The organism is Lysobacter fragariae (assembly GCF_054779775.1).
Window position 1 is genome coordinate 48,921 of the sequence record NZ_BAAGXP010000013.1, and the last position, 17,221, is coordinate 66,141.

14 protein-coding genes are annotated in these 17,221 nt (G+C 64.5%); 7 read left to right on the plus strand and 7 right to left on the minus strand.

Features of this window, described 5'->3' with window-relative positions; all coding sequences use genetic code 11:
• Positions 1-8: 8 nt before the first annotated feature.
• From ACYVD7_RS13740 to ACYVD7_RS13750, 3 genes are all read left to right on the plus strand, one after another.
• A complete protein-coding gene (locus tag ACYVD7_RS13740) occupies positions 9-941 on the plus strand; it encodes a carbohydrate kinase family protein (RefSeq protein ID WP_460764335.1) in 933 nt (310 codons plus the stop codon).
• Positions 942-1,599: 658 nt separating this feature from the next.
• On the plus strand, positions 1,600-2,460 hold the full coding sequence (locus ACYVD7_RS13745) for a hypothetical protein (RefSeq protein ID WP_460764337.1): 861 nt from the start codon (positions 1,600-1,602) through the stop codon (positions 2,458-2,460).
• Positions 2,461-2,607: 147 nt separating this feature from the next.
• The gene (locus tag ACYVD7_RS13750; protein WP_460764339.1) at positions 2,608-3,987 is read left to right on the plus strand and encodes an MATE family efflux transporter; all 1,380 of its coding nucleotides are present in this window, start codon (positions 2,608-2,610) and stop codon (positions 3,985-3,987) included.
• Positions 3,988-4,076: 89 nt separating this feature from the next.
• Here the strand turns inward: ACYVD7_RS13750 and ACYVD7_RS13755 are convergent, their stop codons facing one another.
• The 5 genes from ACYVD7_RS13755 to ubiE form a co-directional block, all read right to left on the minus strand.
• Positions 4,077-4,544 (minus strand): aminoacyl-tRNA deacylase, encoded by a 468-nt coding sequence (locus ACYVD7_RS13755; protein WP_460764341.1) that lies wholly within the window; start codon positions 4,542-4,544, stop codon positions 4,077-4,079.
• Between the two features lie 372 nt (positions 4,545-4,916).
• Entirely contained in the window at positions 4,917-5,708 is a 792-nt protein-coding gene (locus ACYVD7_RS13760) for a hypothetical protein (RefSeq protein WP_460764343.1), read from the minus strand.
• On the minus strand, positions 5,705-6,679 hold the full coding sequence (locus ACYVD7_RS13765) for an alpha/beta fold hydrolase (protein ID WP_460764345.1): 975 nt from the start codon (positions 6,677-6,679) through the stop codon (positions 5,705-5,707). Before ACYVD7_RS13765 ends, ACYVD7_RS13760 begins: the two co-directional genes overlap by 4 nt.
• A 246-nt stretch (positions 6,680-6,925) precedes the next feature.
• Positions 6,926-8,902, minus strand: a complete 1,977-nt coding sequence (locus ACYVD7_RS13770; RefSeq protein ID WP_460764541.1) for a M1 family metallopeptidase — start codon at positions 8,900-8,902, stop codon at positions 6,926-6,928.
• A 258-nt stretch (positions 8,903-9,160) separates the two neighbouring features.
• Entirely contained in the window at positions 9,161-9,919 is a 759-nt protein-coding gene (gene ubiE, locus ACYVD7_RS13775; RefSeq protein WP_460764347.1) for a bifunctional demethylmenaquinone methyltransferase/2-methoxy-6-polyprenyl-1,4-benzoquinol methylase UbiE, read from the minus strand.
• A gap of 145 nt (positions 9,920-10,064) precedes the next feature.
• Between ubiE and ACYVD7_RS13780 the strand changes: the two genes are divergently transcribed.
• A complete protein-coding gene (locus ACYVD7_RS13780; protein WP_460764349.1) occupies positions 10,065-10,562 on the plus strand; it encodes a cupin domain-containing protein in 498 nt (165 codons plus the stop codon).
• 184 nt (positions 10,563-10,746) lie between these two features.
• Here the strand turns inward: ACYVD7_RS13780 and ACYVD7_RS13785 are convergent, their stop codons facing one another.
• Positions 10,747-11,142, minus strand: a complete 396-nt coding sequence (locus ACYVD7_RS13785) for a hypothetical protein (protein WP_460764351.1) — start codon at positions 11,140-11,142, stop codon at positions 10,747-10,749.
• A gap of 56 nt (positions 11,143-11,198) precedes the next feature.
• On the opposite strand from ACYVD7_RS13785, the gene ACYVD7_RS13790 reads away from it, so the two are divergent.
• Together ACYVD7_RS13790 and ACYVD7_RS13795 are read left to right on the plus strand one after the other, a co-directional pair.
• Positions 11,199-13,016 carry a site-specific DNA-methyltransferase gene (locus ACYVD7_RS13790; RefSeq protein ID WP_460764353.1) on the plus strand — a complete coding sequence of 606 codons (1,818 nt, stop codon included), beginning with the start codon at positions 11,199-11,201 and terminating at the stop codon, positions 13,014-13,016.
• Entirely contained in the window at positions 13,013-15,628 is a 2,616-nt protein-coding gene (locus tag ACYVD7_RS13795) for a DEAD/DEAH box helicase (RefSeq protein ID WP_460764355.1), read from the plus strand. Before ACYVD7_RS13790 ends, ACYVD7_RS13795 begins: the two co-directional genes overlap by 4 nt.
• An 84-nt stretch (positions 15,629-15,712) precedes the next feature.
• On the opposite strand, the gene ACYVD7_RS13800 is transcribed toward ACYVD7_RS13795, so the two are convergent.
• Complete coding sequence (locus tag ACYVD7_RS13800; protein ID WP_460764357.1) at positions 15,713-16,090, minus strand: hypothetical protein; 378 nt, start codon at positions 16,088-16,090, stop codon at positions 15,713-15,715.
• Between the two features lie 603 nt (positions 16,091-16,693).
• On the opposite strand from ACYVD7_RS13800, the gene ACYVD7_RS13805 reads away from it, so the two are divergent.
• Positions 16,694-17,167: a hypothetical protein gene (locus ACYVD7_RS13805; protein WP_460764359.1), complete on the plus strand. Its 474-nt coding sequence runs from the start codon at positions 16,694-16,696 to the stop codon at positions 17,165-17,167.
• The last annotated feature ends 54 nt before the right edge of the window (positions 17,168-17,221 follow it).

Consider the following 17,221-nt stretch of genomic DNA (forward strand, 5'->3'; position numbering starts at 1 on the left):
CAAACCCGATGGCAGCCCTGATCTGCGGCTCGCTGGCCTACGACACCATCATGGTGTTCCCGGACCAGTTCAAGAACCACATCCTCCCGGACAAGGTGCACATCCTCAACGTCTCGTTCCTGGTGCCGCGCATGCGCCGCGAGTTCGGCGGCTGCGCGGGCAACATCGCCTACAACCTGAAACTACTCGGCGGCGACCCGATCCCGATGGCGACCGTCGGCCAGGATTTCGGCCCGTACCGCGACTGGTTCGCTGAACAGGACATTCCGCTCGATCGGGTCAAGGTGATCGACGAGCTGTTCACGCCCCAGGCGTTCATCACCACCGACCACGACAACAACCAGATCACCGCGTTCCACCCGGGCGCGATGATGCGTTCGTACGAGAACCACGTGAAGGACGTGCCGAACGTCACCTTCGGCATCGTCAGCCCCGACGGCCGCGATGGCATGCTGCAGAACGCAAAGGAATTCGCCGCGGCCGGCATCCCCTTCATCTTCGATCCGGGCCAGGCGATGCCGCTGTTCAACGGCGCGGAGCTGCGCGAGTTCATCGACCAGTCCGACTACGTCACCGTCAACGACTACGAGTCCAACCTGCTGCAGGAACGCACCGGCTGGAGCGAGCAGGAAATCGCCGGCAAGGTGAAGGCATACATCGTCACCCGCGGCCCCAAGGGCGCGACGATCCACGCGGACGGCAAGACGCATGACATCCCGCCCGCGCACGAACGCCGCGTCACCGATCCGACCGGCTGCGGCGACGCGTTCCGCGCCGGCCTGATTTTCGGCATCGAGAAGGGCTACGACTGGATGACGATCGGCCGCATCGGCAACCTGATGGGCGCGCTGAAGGTCGAGCATCCGGGAACGCAGAACCAGCGCTTCGACTACGCGGAATTCGCCGAGCAGTTCAGGCAGCAGTTCGGCTACGCGTTGTAATCGAGACGGCCCGCGCTGCGGGTTCGGCAACGAATAGAAAAGCCCCGCTCCGGCGGGGCTTTTTGTTGGGTAATGCACTTGCATTGGCCGCGCTGCGCTGCCTTGCCAGGCCGTGTGCCTCATGGCCAAATGTCCCGCCCCAATCTGGGGGCAATCCAATCTACATGGAGTGTAGTTACGATGAGGAACAGCAACGTTCTAACGGCCTTAGCTTTGGGACTCACCTTCGCAGCCACTGATGCGAATGCCGCCATAACATGCGTATACGGCACCGTCATGGGTCAAGTTCAGCAAACTGCTGGTTGACCGACAGCATGGGGACCGGCGAGGGAGGAAGCGGCGGGGGGGGGAATGGGAGAGGGTGGTGCCGGTGGAGGCATCAATACGGGAACCAGTAGCCTCGTGGGAAGCGCCTTGGATACGGCCAACAATCCATATGAGGCCAATTGCAGTCGGACGTAATGGACCGGCACCTCCATGCGGCCGTGGACATTACCAGGACCCAGGCAGCGCGGCTTGCCACGGGCAAGCCCATATTCACTAGTGGCGCATTGGTCAGGGTCAGATACGACGACGGCTCTACAGAACGCTGGCAGATTACCTCCCCGCTGTTTTCCGATCCGATCAGCCCCGCCCCAGTTCCAGGAAGCCTCCTGTCATGTCCAACTATCTAAGGCGAGCAATTATCCTCGGCTCAATGGTTGCGACTGCTTTCGGCGGATACTTCCTTTGGAGTCAGCACCGAAGCGAGTCGACTGAAGCACATGCTTCCTTAGCCGAACCTTCCAGCACAAGCGACACCCTGCCAAATCAGGCGTTTCACGATGCAGACTTCGCGCCAAAGGCAGCCAAGGATGGCCTATACGCGGTTCTGGATTCTGGGGCTTCGCTGGCAACAGCCATCGAAGCTGTAGCCGGCCCGAGCGGCGAGATAAGCGACCCTCGTATGATTTCTTTGATCGAGCGGGCAGCACTTGTGTGTGGCGACGACTTCGACCCGCACGGAGCACTGGGTGAAAACTCTCAAGCTGATCCAACAAGAGCCTGGGCCGTCGCACGAGTGGTCAAGTTGTGCGAAGGCTTCGACTATTCGAAATACAAAATCGCCGGACCAATCAAGGACTTGTCCAAGGTGCTGAGAGAGTCAGGGAAAGGCGTGGCCGCGAGTGAATCGATGGCGGCCATACGTACCGCGCCCGACTATTCCCAGCTGTTTTCAGCCGGGCAGATATTGCTCGAGACGGGCCAGTTCCCGCTTGCGGAGGCGATTCCTAACGGAAGCAAGGAATTTGGAATGACCGAACTGATGACAGCCTGGTCTCAGGCATCGACGCTCATCAGCTGCGGGGAGGCCGGCGGGTGCGGCCCCAACTCGCTAGAGGTAGCGGCCTACTGTTCGAACGCAGGATGCCCCCCCGGGTCAACAATGCAACAGGCTTTCCAACACGAGCTCTCAGCCGGTGACTACCGCGCCGTATCGGGGTTTTATGGCTGGCTGCTCCGCCAGCGAAAAATCTGAATCGGAACCTTGCGCCCTGCTAACAGGGCGCTTTTTTTCCAGTAGGCGGTTTTTGTCCCGGGCAAGCGACATCGCGCCGTGCATGGAAATTGGCGGAATCATTCACTGGATGCGACCCTAGAAGAACCCACCGATCGCTATATCCCCATGCACGACATGACCCAAGGCTCGATTCCGAAGCACCTGCTGCGGATGGCCGCGCCGATTGCGATCGGCCTGCTGTTCCAGACGCTGTACTTCATGATCGACCTGTACTTCGTCGCCCAGCTCGGCGACGCCGCGATCGCCGGCGTCAGCGCCGCGGGCAACGTGCAGTTCATCGTCATGGCGCTCACGCAGGTGCTGGGCGTGGGCACGATGGCGCTGATCGCGCATGCCGCCGGTCGCAAGGACCAGGCGGACGCCAACCTGATCTTCAACCAGAGCCTGCTGCTGTCGCTGGGCTGTGCCGTGCTGGTCGCGGTGGGCGGCTCGGCATTCAGCGGCGCGTACATGCGCACGCTGGGCGCGGACGCGGCGACCACGGCCGCCGGCATCACCTACCTGCACTGGTTCCTGCCCGGTCTCGCGCTGCAGTTCGCGCTGGTGTCGATGGGCTCGGCATTGCGTGGCACAGGCATCGCGAAGCCGACGATGGTGGTGCAGCTGATCACCGTTGTGCTCAACGCCGTGCTGGCGCCGGTGCTGATCGCCGGCTGGGGCACCGGGCGGCCGATGGGCGTCGCCGGCGCGGCGCTGGCCAGTTCGATCGCGGTAGTCGTGGGCGTGGTGCTGATGGCGCTGTACTTCGTGCGGCTCGAACACTACGTCGGCTTCGATCGCGCGCTGATGCGCATGCGTGCCACCGTGTGGCGACGGATCCTGGCCGTGGGCCTGCCGCCGGGCGGCGAGTTCGCGCTGCTCTTCGTCTACATGGGCGTGATCTATTGGGTGATCCGCGATTTCGGCGCCGATGCGCAGGCCGGATTCGGCATCGGTTCGCGGGTGATGCAGGCGATCTTCCTGCCGGTGATGGCGATCGCGTTCGCCGCTGCGCCGGTCGCGGGCCAGAACGTCGGCGCCGGCAAGTCGCAGCGAGCGCGGGACACCTTCCGCACGGCGGCCTGGTTCGGCGGCACGATCATGGTGACGCTGACACTGCTGTGCCAGTGGCGGCCGGAATTGCTGGTGCGTGGCTTCACCCACGACACCGGCGTGATTGCAGTAGCGACGGAGTTCCTGACCTACATCTCCTGGAACTTCCTGGCTTCGGGACTGGTGTTCACCTGCTCGGGCATGTTCCAGGCGCTGGGCAACACGCTGCCTGCATTCCTGAGCAGTTCCAGCCGCCTGCTGACCTTCGTGCTGCCCGCCGTGTGGATGTCGCGCCAGCCCTGGTTCCAGCTGCACCACCTGTGGCTGCTGTCGATGACGACGATGGCGTTGCAGGCAGTGATCAGCCTGGTGCTGCTGCAACGCGAATTCCGCCGGCGCCTGCCGCTGCCGGCACCGGGCAGCGCAGTCGCACAGGCCGCTGCCGCGGAATAGCGCATGCGAACGCTCCCGCCCTGCGGGAGTCTGGCCGGCAACCTCGAGCGACGGCGCCTGCCGTCGCATCATGCCGTCACATCAGGCCGTCACATCACATGTGCCAGCCACAGCAGTTCGGGCTGGGCGAGTTTCTCGAATTCCTCGTACGGCATCCGCACGACATCGGTATGCGAACCCGCGTTGAACGCGATTTCCGGCTGCTGGGCCAGGCGTGAATCCACGTACACCGGCATGCCGTACAGATGACCAAACGGCGGCATCGCGCCGACTTCGCAATCGGCGAAGGCACCCTTGAACTCGTTCTCGCTGGCCAGTTCGACCACGTCGCCGCCGAGTGCGCGCGACAGCCGCGTGAGGTCGATCCGGTAGGAAGCGGGCATCACCATCATCGCCAGGCGCCCATCGACCTTGAGCATCACGGTCTTGGCGAACTGCTGCTGGCCGATATGCGTGGCCGCGGCGGTTTCGTGCGCGGTGATGGTGCGGTCGTGGGCGAATGCCTGGTATGGCGCATGGTGCTCATCGAGCAGGTTGTGCAGGCGTGGGGAAAGCATGACGGCCTCCGCGAGGCATCCGCCCATCGTCCCGTGCAGCGGCGCCGCTGGTGGACGCGGCGCGCGCATCCTGCATCGCGCCGACCAGGCGGGACTACCCCGGGTGGGTGTCGCCGCCGTGACCGGAGCTTACTCCCGCGGCAGTCGAATCGCGTGAACGCCCACGACTAACCCCTTAGCCTCGGCGCCAACGAGGCCGCGCGGGCGGCCCGCCCGCGACCAAACCCAAGTCTCGACATCTAACGAGGCCGCGCGGGCGGCCTGCACAGACAAACCACCGCGCCTTCCACCATCGCGCTAGCGCGAACCCACGCCCACCCCGCCGCAAAGTTCCCCACTACACCCGAACCGCACCCCGGCAGCGCAACTTACTCACCACTTCGGCAACTTCGAAGCGTTCAGCCCACCCACTTCGAACACCGCCGTGCGCTTGCCACCGGCCTTGACCGGAAACTCGATCGTCATCGTCTTCGCGCTGCGCGCCATCTTCCACAGCGCCTTCTCGTCCTCGATGAACATCGCGATCGCTTCCTTGGTATCCGGACGCGACGCCGCCATCGCCTTCGCCGGCTTGTCGTCCAGCTTCACCTGCACCTTGCAGCCGCGATAGCAATCGAAGTCGCCGTTCTCCAGCACCAGGTAGCTGCTCGTGCCCCACGACGGATGGTCGCGGAAGATCAGCCGCACCGGATACGGACTGGGTCCGCCGACGTTCACCGCCGATTTGGAATACAGCGCAGCCGACAACTGGTCGCCACCCTTCACCGGCTGGCTGGCGTAATCCCACAGCGCGGCCAGGCGCAGCTTCTCGCGCGCTTCATCGGCCTTGGCCTTGGCTTCCTCGAACTGCGGCTTGATGCGCGCGGTCACCGGGCTGTCCGGATAGGTCAGCATCAGCTCCTCGCCGTGCGCACGCGCCAGTTCCCAGTTGTGCTGCGAGAACTGCGAGTCGAATGCCTTGCCGATTTCCTCGGCCTTGGCCTCTTTCGCGGCGGCCTGTGCCGCCTGGGCAGCGGCTGCAGCAGCGGGATCTTCCGCAGGCTGGCACGCAGCGAGCACAAATGCGGCGGACAGCACCAGGGCGAGTGACCCTCCCCTGAAATGCAAGCGTTCGAGTTGCGCGCCATGGAATTGCGCGCGCTTGAGTTGCGTGTCTTTGATCATCGTGGACCTTCGTTCGGAATCGTATCGACCAGTGTTTCCACCGCAGCCGCCACTTCACCGGGGCGCTCCATCAGCGACAGGTGGCCGCAACCATCGAGCATCACCTGTCGCGCCTGTGGCATGCGTGCAGCGTACAACGCCATCGCACTGGCATCGATCACCGCGTCGCGACGACACCACAGCAGCAGTGCCGGCTGGCGTACGGCGTCCGCGGCTTCTCCCGGCGCGAAGCGTTCATCGCCGCGGCCGATGTGATCGAGCACCGATTGCTCGAAGTCGCCGTCAGCGCGGCGTCGGCGGATCAAACCGGTCGATGCCGGCCAGGGGATGAACGGTCGTGCGGCGCGATCAAAAAAAAGGATGTCGAGATAATGATCCAGCGACCCCGCATCGGTGACGGCGAATGGATTGTGTCCGGCCAGCACGTCGCGACCGAACTGGTTGTCGCGGAATCGCACGCCCGCCGCGGCGAGCAGGCCGACCGCTTTCACATCCTGCGGATAACGTGCAGCCACGATCGGTACGATACCGCCACCCATCGAATGCCCCAGCAGCACTACCGGCCGCCCCGGCGAAAGCGCGCGGATGAAGGCATCGACGTATCCGGCTTGGGCATTGAAGCCGTAGTCGGTCGCCGGCTTGCGTTCACTCTCGCCCCAACCCGGCAGGTCCGGGATCAAGAGGCGGTAGCGACCGCGCAAGCGGGCCGCGACGGGATACCAGTTTTCCTTGCTGCCGGTGAAGCCGTGCAGCATCACAACGGTGGGTGCGCCGGCGGGCGCGTCATCGTTGTGGGCGTAGACCCAGCGGTGGCCGGCGACGTAGATAGTTTCTCGCGACAGGTTGGCGGCAACGCGCTGGCGGGCATATTCGATGCGGACCAGGGCATAAGGGTCGACGGCGACCGCTGTGGCGATGATCGCCACCGCAAGCGCAACGCCCGCACATCCCCGGAGGAAGCGCGTCTTCACGATTGCGCCTTCTTCGGTGCGCGCCACCGGTGCAAGGCACTGGCAGGACAACCCCTCCCCTTTGCGCGAAGCGCAAGGGGGAGGTTGGGAGGGGGTGCCTTGGCGTTTGCTTCTACAGGAACCAAGAGCAACTCGCGCTGCGCGCTCGTACCCCACCCCAACCCTCCCCTTCGCTGCGCGAAAGGGAGGGAGACTGCGCCATTTCGACCAAAGCTGGCGGAACCGCAGTCCACGGAGCTGATCAACTTACTTCGACTTCGCAGCCGCAGCCTTCGCGTCGGCGATGACCGTCTCCACCGAGCCGGTGGTGATCGGGTGGTAGCCCGGCTTGGCCTTCGCGAAGGTTTCCTCGGCGAGCGCGAGGCCCGCGGGCGTCTTCACCAGTTCCTTGTAGGTCGGCATGATCAGCTTGCGGCGGCCGACGCGTTCCAGGAACTTCGCGATTTCCGCGTTCGCCTGCGTGTAGCCACTGCGCACCGCCAGCGGATACCAGCGCTGCGCGATCTCGCCGTTGGGCGTACCGGTGAAGTGGTAAGCCGCATCCAGCGCAGCGAGCTGCTCCGGCTTGAGCGTTTCCGGCATGCCTTCGACGAAGTGCACCCACTCCTGCGTCGTCCACTTCGCGCTGGCGTCCTTCGCGGGCATCGTGCCGGCGTCGAGCCATGCCTTGCGCGCGGCGTCGACGGCATCGAAACGTGCCGAAGTCGTCTGCGGCGCGGTGGCCGGAACGCCCGGCTCATGCAGCCACGCGTCGAACTCGCCCTGCGTCACCTTGCCCGGGAACTTCTCCAGCAGGTTGGCCTTGGCGTAGTCGGCGAACTGCTGCGAGGAAATCGACTGGAACGCGAAGTGATCGAAGTACCCACGCAGGAACGCATCGAAATCCGCGCGGCCGAAGCGCTGCTCCAGGAACTGCATGAACCACGCGCCCTTGGTGTAGACGGTCGAGCTGAGGTTGTCGTCGGGATCCTTCAGCACGCCCGGCGTGCCGGCCAGCGACTGCAGCGCCTTGTTTTCCTCGGTGAACTCCTGCTTGAGCTCGTTGCGCTCGATCACGTTCTCCATGTCGGCGCGTTCCTTGCCGTACAGCGCCTCGATGATGCGGTTCTCCACGTACGACGTGACGCCTTCGTTGAGCCACGCGTCCTTCGAGGTGGCGAACGTCACCAGGTTGCCCGACCAGCTGTGCGCCAGCTCATGCGCGATCAGCGACACCAGCGACTTGTCGCCAACGATCACCGTCGGCGTCAGGAACGTCATGCGCGGGTTTTCCATGCCGCCGTACGGGAACGACGGCGGCAGCAGCAGCATGTCGTACCGCTCCCAGCGATAGGGACCGTACAGCTTCTCGGTGGTCTCGATCATCTTCTCGGTGTCGGCGAACTCCTTCACCGCCTTGTCGACGGAGGCTGGTTCGGCCCACACGCCACTGCGCTTGCTGATCGGCTTGAACACCAGGTCGCCGACGCCGATCGCCAACAGGTACGAAGGAATCGGCTGCGACATCCTGAAGGTGTAGTCGCCATCACGCTTGTCGCCCTTGTCGCCGCTCTTGTCGGCAACGCCCGGCTCGATCGCGGCGCTCATCACCACCATCGCGTCCTTCGGTGCCAGCACGTGCGCGGTGTAGGTGAAGCGGACGCTGGAGGTGTCCTGCAGCGGCACCCACGAACGCGCATGGATCTGCTGCGACTGGCTGAACATGAAAGGCGTCTTCTTGCCTTCGGTCATCGCCGGGGTCAGCCACTGCAGGCCCGATGCGTTGGGCGACGTGGTGTAGCTGATGCGGACACGTGCGTTGCGCTGCGGCGTCTCGACGGTGAGTTTGCTGCCGAGGATCTTGTCGGCCGGCGCCAGCGCGAACTTGAGGTCTTCCCACTTGCCATCGCTGCGTTCGCCCACGATCTTGCTGATGGCCAGGTCGCGCGTGTCGAGCACGAGCTGCGTCGCCTTCTTGTCCGCCCAGTCCAGCGTCAGCGTGGCACCGCCATCGATCTGCTTCTTGTCGAAGTCGACCGTCAGCTCCAGCGCGAGATCCTTGACCTTGACCTTGTCCGGCTGCGCGTAGGAGTGCTCGTCGATGCGCGTCATCGCATCGTTGGTAGCCGGCGCGGCGACGGCGGGCTGGGCGGAGTCATTCACGGGCGAAGCGGCCTCCTTCTGGCAACCGGCGGCGGCAGCCAGCGCGACGGCGAGGGACAGCATCAGGGTCGAATAGCGGATCGGGTGGCGCATGGAATGGGCCTGCGGGGCGGAAAGGGCGCAGTTTAGCGCCCCCGCGCCCGGTCAACTCTTTTATTCGTCATCCCCGCGAAGGCGGGGATCCAGCGACTTCAAGCCATTGAAAACAAAGGCACTCGATCCCCGCCTTCGCGGGAATGACGGCAATTATTCAGGGTAATTCCTAACCTTTCCGGACCAGACAGCGCGCGCCCTGGCGCCCGTTATCGCCGCGACAGGAAGCCGCCCAGGCCGTTGCAGTCAGACCTTGTAGCCGGTGTGGATCGCCACGATCCCGGCGCTCAGGTTCCGGTAGTTGCAGCGCGCGAATCCGGCGGACTCCATCATCGCCTTCAGTTCGTCCTGCGGCGGATGCTTGCGGATCGATTCGGCCAGGTACTGGTAGCTGTCGCTGTCGTTCGCGAACAGCTTGCCCAGCTTGGGCAGGATGTTGAACGAGTGGAAGTCGTAGATCGGCTTGAACCACGCAGCCGTAACCTCGGAGAACTCCAGCACGCGTGCCTGGCCGCCGACCTTGAGCACGCGGTGCATCTCGCGCAGCGCGGCGTCCTTGTCGGTGACGTTGCGCAGGCCGAACGCGATCGTCACCAGGTCGAAGTTGGCATCCGGGAACGGCAGCGATTGCGCGTTGCACTCGACGAACTCGATACCCGACACGACGCCGCGGTCGGTCATGCGATCGCGACCGACCTTCAGCATCTCGCCGTTGATGTCGCCCAGGACGATGCTGCCCGTCGCGCCGACGCGGTCGCGCAGCAACAACGCGATGTCGCCCGTGCCGCCGGCCAGGTCGAGCACGCGGTCGCCGCGCTTCACCTGGCAGGTGCCGACGAAGTAGCGCTTCCACACCCGATGCACGCCCAGCGACATCAGGTCGTTCATCAGGTCGTACTTGCCGGCGACGGAGGAGAACACCTCGCCGACGAGCTTCTGCTTCTCGGCGACGGGGACGTCGCGGAAGCCGAAATGGGTGGTGGTCTTGTCGTTGTGTTCGCTCATGCCGGGATTATCGCATCGCGTTAACACTTCCCGCGAAGAATGCGTCTGACGGTACCGCCCGGCATCGGCCGGGAGGGAGCGGGGCCGGCTCCGTCCACGCGGATGGACCGCTGCGAGGGATCGCGCCCGAAACCGGAGACTCTCCATGAACCGTTCGATGCTGCTCCTGGCGGCGCTGCTGCCCACGCTGACCCTCGCCGCCGACCCAGCGGCGCCGATGGCCAATCACGTCATGGTCAAGGCCGCCACCCTGCAATGGGGCGACGCCCCGCCCTCGCTGCCACCCGGCGCCCAGGCGGCGGTGCTGTCCGGGGACCCCGGAAAGGAAGGCCCGTTCACCCTGCGCCTCAAGGCGCCGGCGGGCTACCGGATTCCCAAGCACTGGCATCCGACCGATGAACACGTGACGGTGCTCGAAGGCGACGCGACCCTGTCGATGGACGAAGGCGCGCAGGCGCATTCGGAAAACTTCGGCCCGGGCGACTACGTGGTGCTGCCTGCCCACATGCACCACGCCGCGTCCACGAAGGGCGGCATGATCGTGCAGGTGCAGGCGATGGGCCCCTTCGAGATCAACTACATCGATCCCAAGGACGATCCGCGGGGGCCGCCTGCAACCGCGGATGCGCCACAAGAGAAATAGCGCACGGGTGCCTGGCGAGAATCGTGTAGTGGACTGCCACTTCGCCGCGAACACGACAGCCGCGAGCGAGGGATTGCGACAGCAGGCATTCGCAATGCTCCAAGGAGCCTGAGGCTCTGGATCGCACCCATCAGCACCCTGCCCTCGGTCCGCACGACGGGCGGGGCGGCTCGATGGCGTGCGATCAGCCCTTGGTACCCGCCACGCCGGCGAGAGCAGCGACCATGTCCCGAACCAGTTTGCGCTGAGCGGACGACAGACTGAGGAAAGCATCGACCATCGCGCGGTCCTGCGGGCCCATCGCTTCCGCCCAGTCGGTTCGGGCCTCGCCCACGCGGTGCTTGCCACCGTACTGCAGGACATGCGGATCCACGCCGACGATCGCGGCCAGCACCCGGATCTTGTCCTGTCGCGGCATCGCCTTGCCATTGAGCCAACCGGAGATCGCCTGCGCGGTCACCGACGGGCCGTCATAGCGCGCGTTGAACCGCTTCTCGATCACCGCAGCGCTGGCCTCGATGTGGGCGTCCTTCAGGGCGGCGCGCAGGCGCGCTGAAAATTCCGCTTTCTCGTCCTTCATGGACCGGGACGTTAGGTGCCTGTCGCGGGCGCAAAGGAAGTTTTACTTTCACTTTGATGAAAGTTTTGCTTTCATTGGGGCTCATTGCGCGCATCCGCCGGGTCCATGCCCAAGCTCCTGCTCGACCCATTGCCGGAAATCGTCGCCAGTGGCCGCCAGCAGGCGTCCCCGCGGACGGGACTGCGCTAGTGCCGGTACTGAACTGGATCGGGAAGTCCGCGGTGGTGAAACACCACCAGGACGTGCCATACCGGCTGCTGGAACCGGTGCCCGGGCTTTCCTGCAACGCGGACAACAGCGGGAACCTGATCGTCCAGGGCGACAACCTGCTTGCGCTCAAGGCGCTATTGCCGCGCTACGCGGGGCAGGTGAAGTGCATCTATATCGATCCGCCGTACAACACGGGCAACGAGGCCTGGGTCTACAACGACAACGTCAACAGTCCGGAGATCCGCCGCTGGCTGGGCGAAGTCGTCGGCAAGGAAGGCGAGACGCTGGATCGCCATGATCGCTGGCTTTGCATGATGTATCCGCGCTTGGTGCTGCTGAAGCAGTTCCTTCGCGACGACGGCGTTATCTTCGTCAGCATCGATGATGTTGAAGTCAATCATCTCCTGACTCTCATGGATGAAGTGTTCGGGCGGCAGCGTCGCCTTGCGATCTTCACCTGGCAAAGAAAGAAGAAAGGCAGCAACCTAAGCAAGGAGTTCCGAAAGGTCACGGAATACATCGTTGCCTATCGCGGCGGGACGTCCAAAGTTGAGCTGTACGGCGCTCCTGCCTACGCGGAAAAGATGGTTCCGCTCCTCAATCGCGCAAACAACAAAAGCACACTTCGCTTTCCGGCCGGAAAGATCAGGGTCGGGAAGGGTTTCGGAGACAGCCTCGTCCCGCGAGGCGTGAAGGCCGAAGACAAGGGCGAATTGGCCGTCAATCTTGTCGACGACATCCACGTGGAAAATGGCGTCGTAACCACGCCATTCTCAGTGGAAGGGCGCTGGCGTTGGGGACAAGACCTCGTTGACGAAGAGCTTGGTGCAGGCAGCATCTTCGTGCTCAGCAAGGACTTCCGCATCAATGTCGCGAGGCATGATCAATCCAGCAAGTTCAAAGCCCCTTCTTCCTTGCTAGTGCCAGACGACGGAGTCGGAACAAATGAAGATGCGACTGATGAACTGCGTGAGGTCTTCTCCGACCTGGAGAGCTCGCCTTTCGACTACCCAAAACCTTCAGCACTTATCCGCTATCTGATCCGCTCCTCGACATCAGATGGCGACCTGATCATGGATTCATTCGCTGGTTCAGGAACCACTGGTCATGCAGTGCTGAAACAGAACTTCGAAGATGGCGGCAACCGCCGCTTCATTCTCGTCGAGATGGACGAAGGCATCGTGGAGAACGTCACCGCCGAGCGCGTCAAACGCGTCGCTAGCGGCTACAGTAACGCAAAAGGCGAAATGGTCGAAGGACTCGGCGGCGGCTTCCAGTTCTGCAAACTCGGCAAGTCCTTGTTCGACTCGCGCGGCCACATCGACAAGGATGTGCGCTTCGCCGAACTGGCCAACTTCGCCTGGTTCATGGAAACCGGCATGGGTCTGCCGCCGCAACGTGCCAGCAAGCGCAAGGCCGATACCGGCAGCCCCCTGCTCGGCGTGCACGAAGGCCGCGCCGTATACCTGCTCTACAACGGCATCCTCAAGGATCGCTCCATCGACGGCGGCAACGTCCTCACCACGCCGTTGCTGGAACAACTGGCACCGCACCAAGGCCCGCGCGTGGTCTATGCCGCCCGTTGCGCCATCGGCGAGGAACGCCTGCGCAAACTCGGCATCCGCTTCAAGCACCTGCCCTACGACCTGCGGGTGAAGCCATGAGCCTGCTGAAGAAGTATCAGGAACAGGTGCTTGATGCCTACGAGGGTTTCCTGCTTGCCTACAAGGCCGCGAACGAAGCCACGCCCGGCACGCGCAACGCCAGCCGCGACGCCTACGAGCAGTGCACGCAGCAGCACTTCAAGCTGAAGATCCCGTACCACGCACCGACAGCGTTGGCGGAGGCCGACGTGCCCGTGGTCTGCTTGCGCATCCCCACTGGCGGCGGCAAGACCCTGATCGGCGGCCATGCCATCGCCCGCTTCAAGCGCAGCCTGCTGCCAGCTGGAACGAGCCTGACCCTGTGGCTGGTGCCCAGCGACGCCATTCGCACGCAGACGTTGCGGGTGCTGCGCACGCCGGGCGAATTGCTCCATGACGAATTGCGCGCCGAGCTTGGCAACGTCGCCGTGCTCGACATCGACGAAGCCCTGTCCACGCCACCCTCGGTGTTCGACAGCCAGGACACGATAGTCGTCGCCACCATGCAGGCGTTCAAGCAGGAAGACACTGCAAGGCTCGCCGTGTACAAGCCGAACGGCGCGCTGATGGAACACTTCCGCGGCGTCGAACAGCCAGGCTGGTCACTGGTGGAGGCGCTGAAGCTGCGCCGGCCCTTCGTGATCGTCGACGAAGCGCATAACCAGGGCACCGAACTGGCCTTCGACACGCTGGCACGGCTGGACCCGTGCGCAGTGCTGGAACTGACCGCCACGCCGGATCGCCTTAACCAGCCATCCAACGTGCTGTATTCGGTGTCAGCGTCCACGCTTCAGGGCGCGCACATGATCAAGCTGCCGGTGGACATGGCTGCGCACGGCGACTGGCGCATCGCGCTTCGCGAGGCCATCGCCTGCCTGGACCGCCTGCAGGCAACGGCAGATGCGGAGAAACAAGCAACCGGCGAAGCGCTGCGTCCGATCATGTTGTTGCAGGCCGAGCGCCAGCAGAAGGACAACCCGGATGCGATGACGGTCGACAAGGTCCGTCAGGCCTTGCTGGACGACTTCAACACTCCCGTCGAACAGATCGCGCGCTCCGCCACCGGCGTGGACGAACTCGATGGCATCGACCCGGCCAAGCTGCGCTTCGTCATAACCGCCGACAAGCTGCGCGAAGGCTGGGACTGGCCGGAAGCCTATGTGTTGCTGAGCTTCCGCGGCAGCAGCACGCAGACCGCGCTGGAGCAGATCCTCGGCCGCGTGCTGCGCATGCCGAACGTGACGCGCAAGCAGCACGAAGAATTGAACCGGGCCTACGCCTTCGCCGTCTCCACCAACATCCTCGCCGTGGCCAACACGCTGCGCGACGGCCTGGTGCATGCCGGCTTCGAACGGCAGGACGTCAAGGACCTGATCCACACGCCCGACCCGAAGGAAGGCGACCTGCTGCGCAGCCAGCAGAGCGTCAGCATCGAGTTGCCGGTCAGCGAAGACCGGGTGCTGCAGTTGCCAGACTTCAGCCAGGCGCCGGATGCGGTGCGCAAGCGCATCGAAAACAAGCTGGATGTTTCACCGGAAACCGGCAGCCTGACCTTGCGCGGAGAGTGGTCGCCCGCCGAACAGAAAGCGCTGAAGGCCGCGATGCCGTCCGAGGCTGCGGTGCAGGCGATCGAGAACGCCTTCGCGCGATTGCTCTCGCCTGCCGAACCGCCCGAGAAAACGCCTTCCGAGAAGGGCGACAGTTTCGCCCTGCCCTTGCTGGCATGGAAACAGGGCGACTGGCTGGGCAACCTGGACGACGCACCGGCTCTGGAAGGCACCTTGGCCTTGGCGGACGTCGACGCGCTGCTGGACGAAATCGCCTTCCCGCGCCAGTTTGAGGAATTGCAGCGCAAGCGCTTGGGGATGACCGATGCCGGCAAGCTGAAGCTCGATTCGCTGGAACGGCTGCAGGTGCAGATGGGCCTGTTCGGCGTGCGCGAGTCGGCGAGCGAAGCCGACCTGCTGTGGTGGCTGGAGCAGCGCCTGATCGGCGCGGACATCGATCCGGACGAGATCGCGGCATGGCTGTCGGGCGCACTGCGCCACCTGCTGGATACGCGCGGTTTCGCAATGGACGAGCTTGCCTACCGCAAGGCGCGACTGCGTGACGTGCTGGCCGCACGCATCGGCGCGGCGCGCGCGACGGGGCACAAACAGCGCTTCCTTTCCCTGCTACAGGACGAGGAGCGATTGAGTGCCGACGAACGCCTGCAATGTGTTTACTCGTCCGGTCGCTACGCGTGGGATTGGCAGTACAACGGCTACGTGAACTTGCCGAAGCACTTCTTCCCCCAGATCGGCAACCTCAAGTCGCAGGGCGAAGAATTCGAATGTGCGAATTTCATCGCCAACGAACTGAAGGGCGTGAAGGACTGGGTCCGCAACGTGGAGCGCAAGCCCGGCGCGTTCTCGTTGCCGACCTCGAAGCATCGCTTCTACCCGGACTTCCTGGTGAGGATGGAAAGTGGCCACGCCCTCGTCATCGAATACAAGGGCGCACACCTGTACGACGACAAGGACCAAGTCGAGAAACGGCACATCGGCGACTTGTGGGCACGACGTGCCGGAGAAAAATTCCACTTCGTCATGCCAAAGCAGCGTGACTGGGCGTCGATCCTGACGGCGCTGTAGGGAGTGCAGCAACGCTCGGCACTCGTTGCCGCCACGCCAATGCGTCAGAGGATCTACCGGTCAGGGGACGCGGCAGGCACAGCGTCACAGGAAGTGCGGCAATTGCTTGATGAACGCGACGACGTGCGCCGCCTGGTAGTCGTGTTCGTCCAGACCGTGCTTGTGCCACAGCTCGAGTACCGCCCGTTCGCGTGGCGTGGGCGGGCGTCCGCCGGAGCCGGAACTGCAGGTGGGCGTGGCCAGGGCCATGTGCAGGTCGGGCGTGCCGATGCTGACCCGCACGCAGACCAGGAGACCCTCGCGGCGACGGCCGTTGATCTGCTGGATGATCCAGTCCGGGCTGGCATCGGCGAGCTGGCGGGTCTCGGTGTGGATGGTGACGGTGATGTTCAAGGCGGTGTGCTCCAGTGGCGTGGTGCCTTGCTGGATAACCGCATAGCGTCGCTGGGCCTGAGACGCCATGCACCGCCCCTTCGGATCAGTCAGCCATCAGGCGGGCCAAGACCGCCCTACGGGCGCCGGGACACCGCGGCGCATCTCGCCAGATGCCGCTCCCCTCTCGCTTGCGCTTGCAAACATCTCCCGCGGGTCGGCCAGGGTCTGGCCAGATGGTCGAAGGCATCTCGCCAGATGCTGCGCAGGGCTGACGAGAGGCTGGCACGGTCTGGCGAGGGGCGCGCCGGGTCTGGGCAGAGGCTGGCCGGGTCTGGCGAGAGACTGCGCAGGTCTGGGCAGATGCTGGCCGGGTCTGGCGAGACGCCGGCTGGGTCTGGGCAGATGCGCGCAGGTGGAAGGCAGAGGGTTCGCAGGGTCTGGCGAGATGCTCCGGCGGGTCTCGGCAGAGGGTGGCCTGGCGGGGAGGGATTTCGCGCGGGCGCGGTGACCGGCGTTGGGGTGGCGGGGACTGGCGGGCCAAGGCTCGCCTTACGCCCGGGGCGCTTGCGGCGATGCCAGGTGGGCGGCGCCCGCTCTGGCGCGCGGCACGGATCCTTGTTTAGAGTCCGCGGGCCGACGCATGAGGCGTCGGCCATGGAATGCAACATCCAAACGGAATAGGCAGGACACATGACTCAGAACTACGGGAACCGCCACGTCAGCGCGGAGAAGTGGAACGCCATCGGCCTGGCGCTCGGCACGCTGCAGCAGGAAGTGAAGGACGCGCTGTCGGTCACCACCGGCGACCAGCGCCAACGCGCGGTGCGCATGGGCGACGGTTCGGTCGCCTTCGTCGACAAGGCGGTCGAGGTGGCGAAGCAGAACCTGGACCTGCTGCGCCGCGGTTTCGATTTCGACGAGCTGCAGCGCGACGTGGACTCGCGCAAGCGCCTGCACGCGCTGGAGCTGCAGTTGACCCAACTGCTTGAGCAGGTGCACAACGCGGTGGTCGCGCATGGCAGCGATGCCATGTCCGGCGCACTGGAGGTCTATGCATCGGTGCAGGACGACGACGGCGAAGGTGCCGACGCCCTGCGCAAGCTGCTGGGCAAGCGCTTCGTGCGCAGCGCGCCGAAGGATGCGCCGGAACCGGCTTCGGCCTGATCGAGTGCAACAGGAGCAGGCCGGTTCGGCCTGCTCCTGTTGCTGGCAGTTTCA

Coding starts and splice junctions, on each gene's coding strand:
- ACYVD7_RS13740 (WP_460764335.1), top strand. CDS start 9: ATGGCAGCCCTGATCTGCGGCTCGCTGGCCTACGACACCATCATGGTG.
- ACYVD7_RS13745 (WP_460764337.1), top strand. CDS start 1,600: ATGTCCAACTATCTAAGGCGAGCAATTATCCTCGGCTCAATGGTTGCG.
- ACYVD7_RS13750 (WP_460764339.1), top strand. CDS start 2,608: ATGCACGACATGACCCAAGGCTCGATTCCGAAGCACCTGCTGCGGATG.
- ACYVD7_RS13755 (WP_460764341.1), bottom strand. CDS start 4,544: ATGCTTTCCCCACGCCTGCACAACCTGCTCGATGAGCACCATGCGCCA.
- ACYVD7_RS13760 (WP_460764343.1), bottom strand. CDS start 5,708: ATGATCAAAGACACGCAACTCAAGCGCGCGCAATTCCATGGCGCGCAA.
- ubiE (WP_460764347.1), bottom strand. CDS start 9,919: ATGAGCGAACACAACGACAAGACCACCACCCATTTCGGCTTCCGCGAC.
- ACYVD7_RS13780 (WP_460764349.1), top strand. CDS start 10,065: ATGAACCGTTCGATGCTGCTCCTGGCGGCGCTGCTGCCCACGCTGACC.
- ACYVD7_RS13785 (WP_460764351.1), bottom strand. CDS start 11,142: ATGAAGGACGAGAAAGCGGAATTTTCAGCGCGCCTGCGCGCCGCCCTG.
- ACYVD7_RS13790 (WP_460764353.1), top strand. CDS start 11,199: ATGAAAGTTTTGCTTTCATTGGGGCTCATTGCGCGCATCCGCCGGGTC.
- ACYVD7_RS13795 (WP_460764355.1), top strand. CDS start 13,013: ATGAGCCTGCTGAAGAAGTATCAGGAACAGGTGCTTGATGCCTACGAG.
- ACYVD7_RS13800 (WP_460764357.1), bottom strand. CDS start 16,090: ATGGCGTCTCAGGCCCAGCGACGCTATGCGGTTATCCAGCAAGGCACC.
- ACYVD7_RS13805 (WP_460764359.1), top strand. CDS start 16,694: ATGACTCAGAACTACGGGAACCGCCACGTCAGCGCGGAGAAGTGGAAC.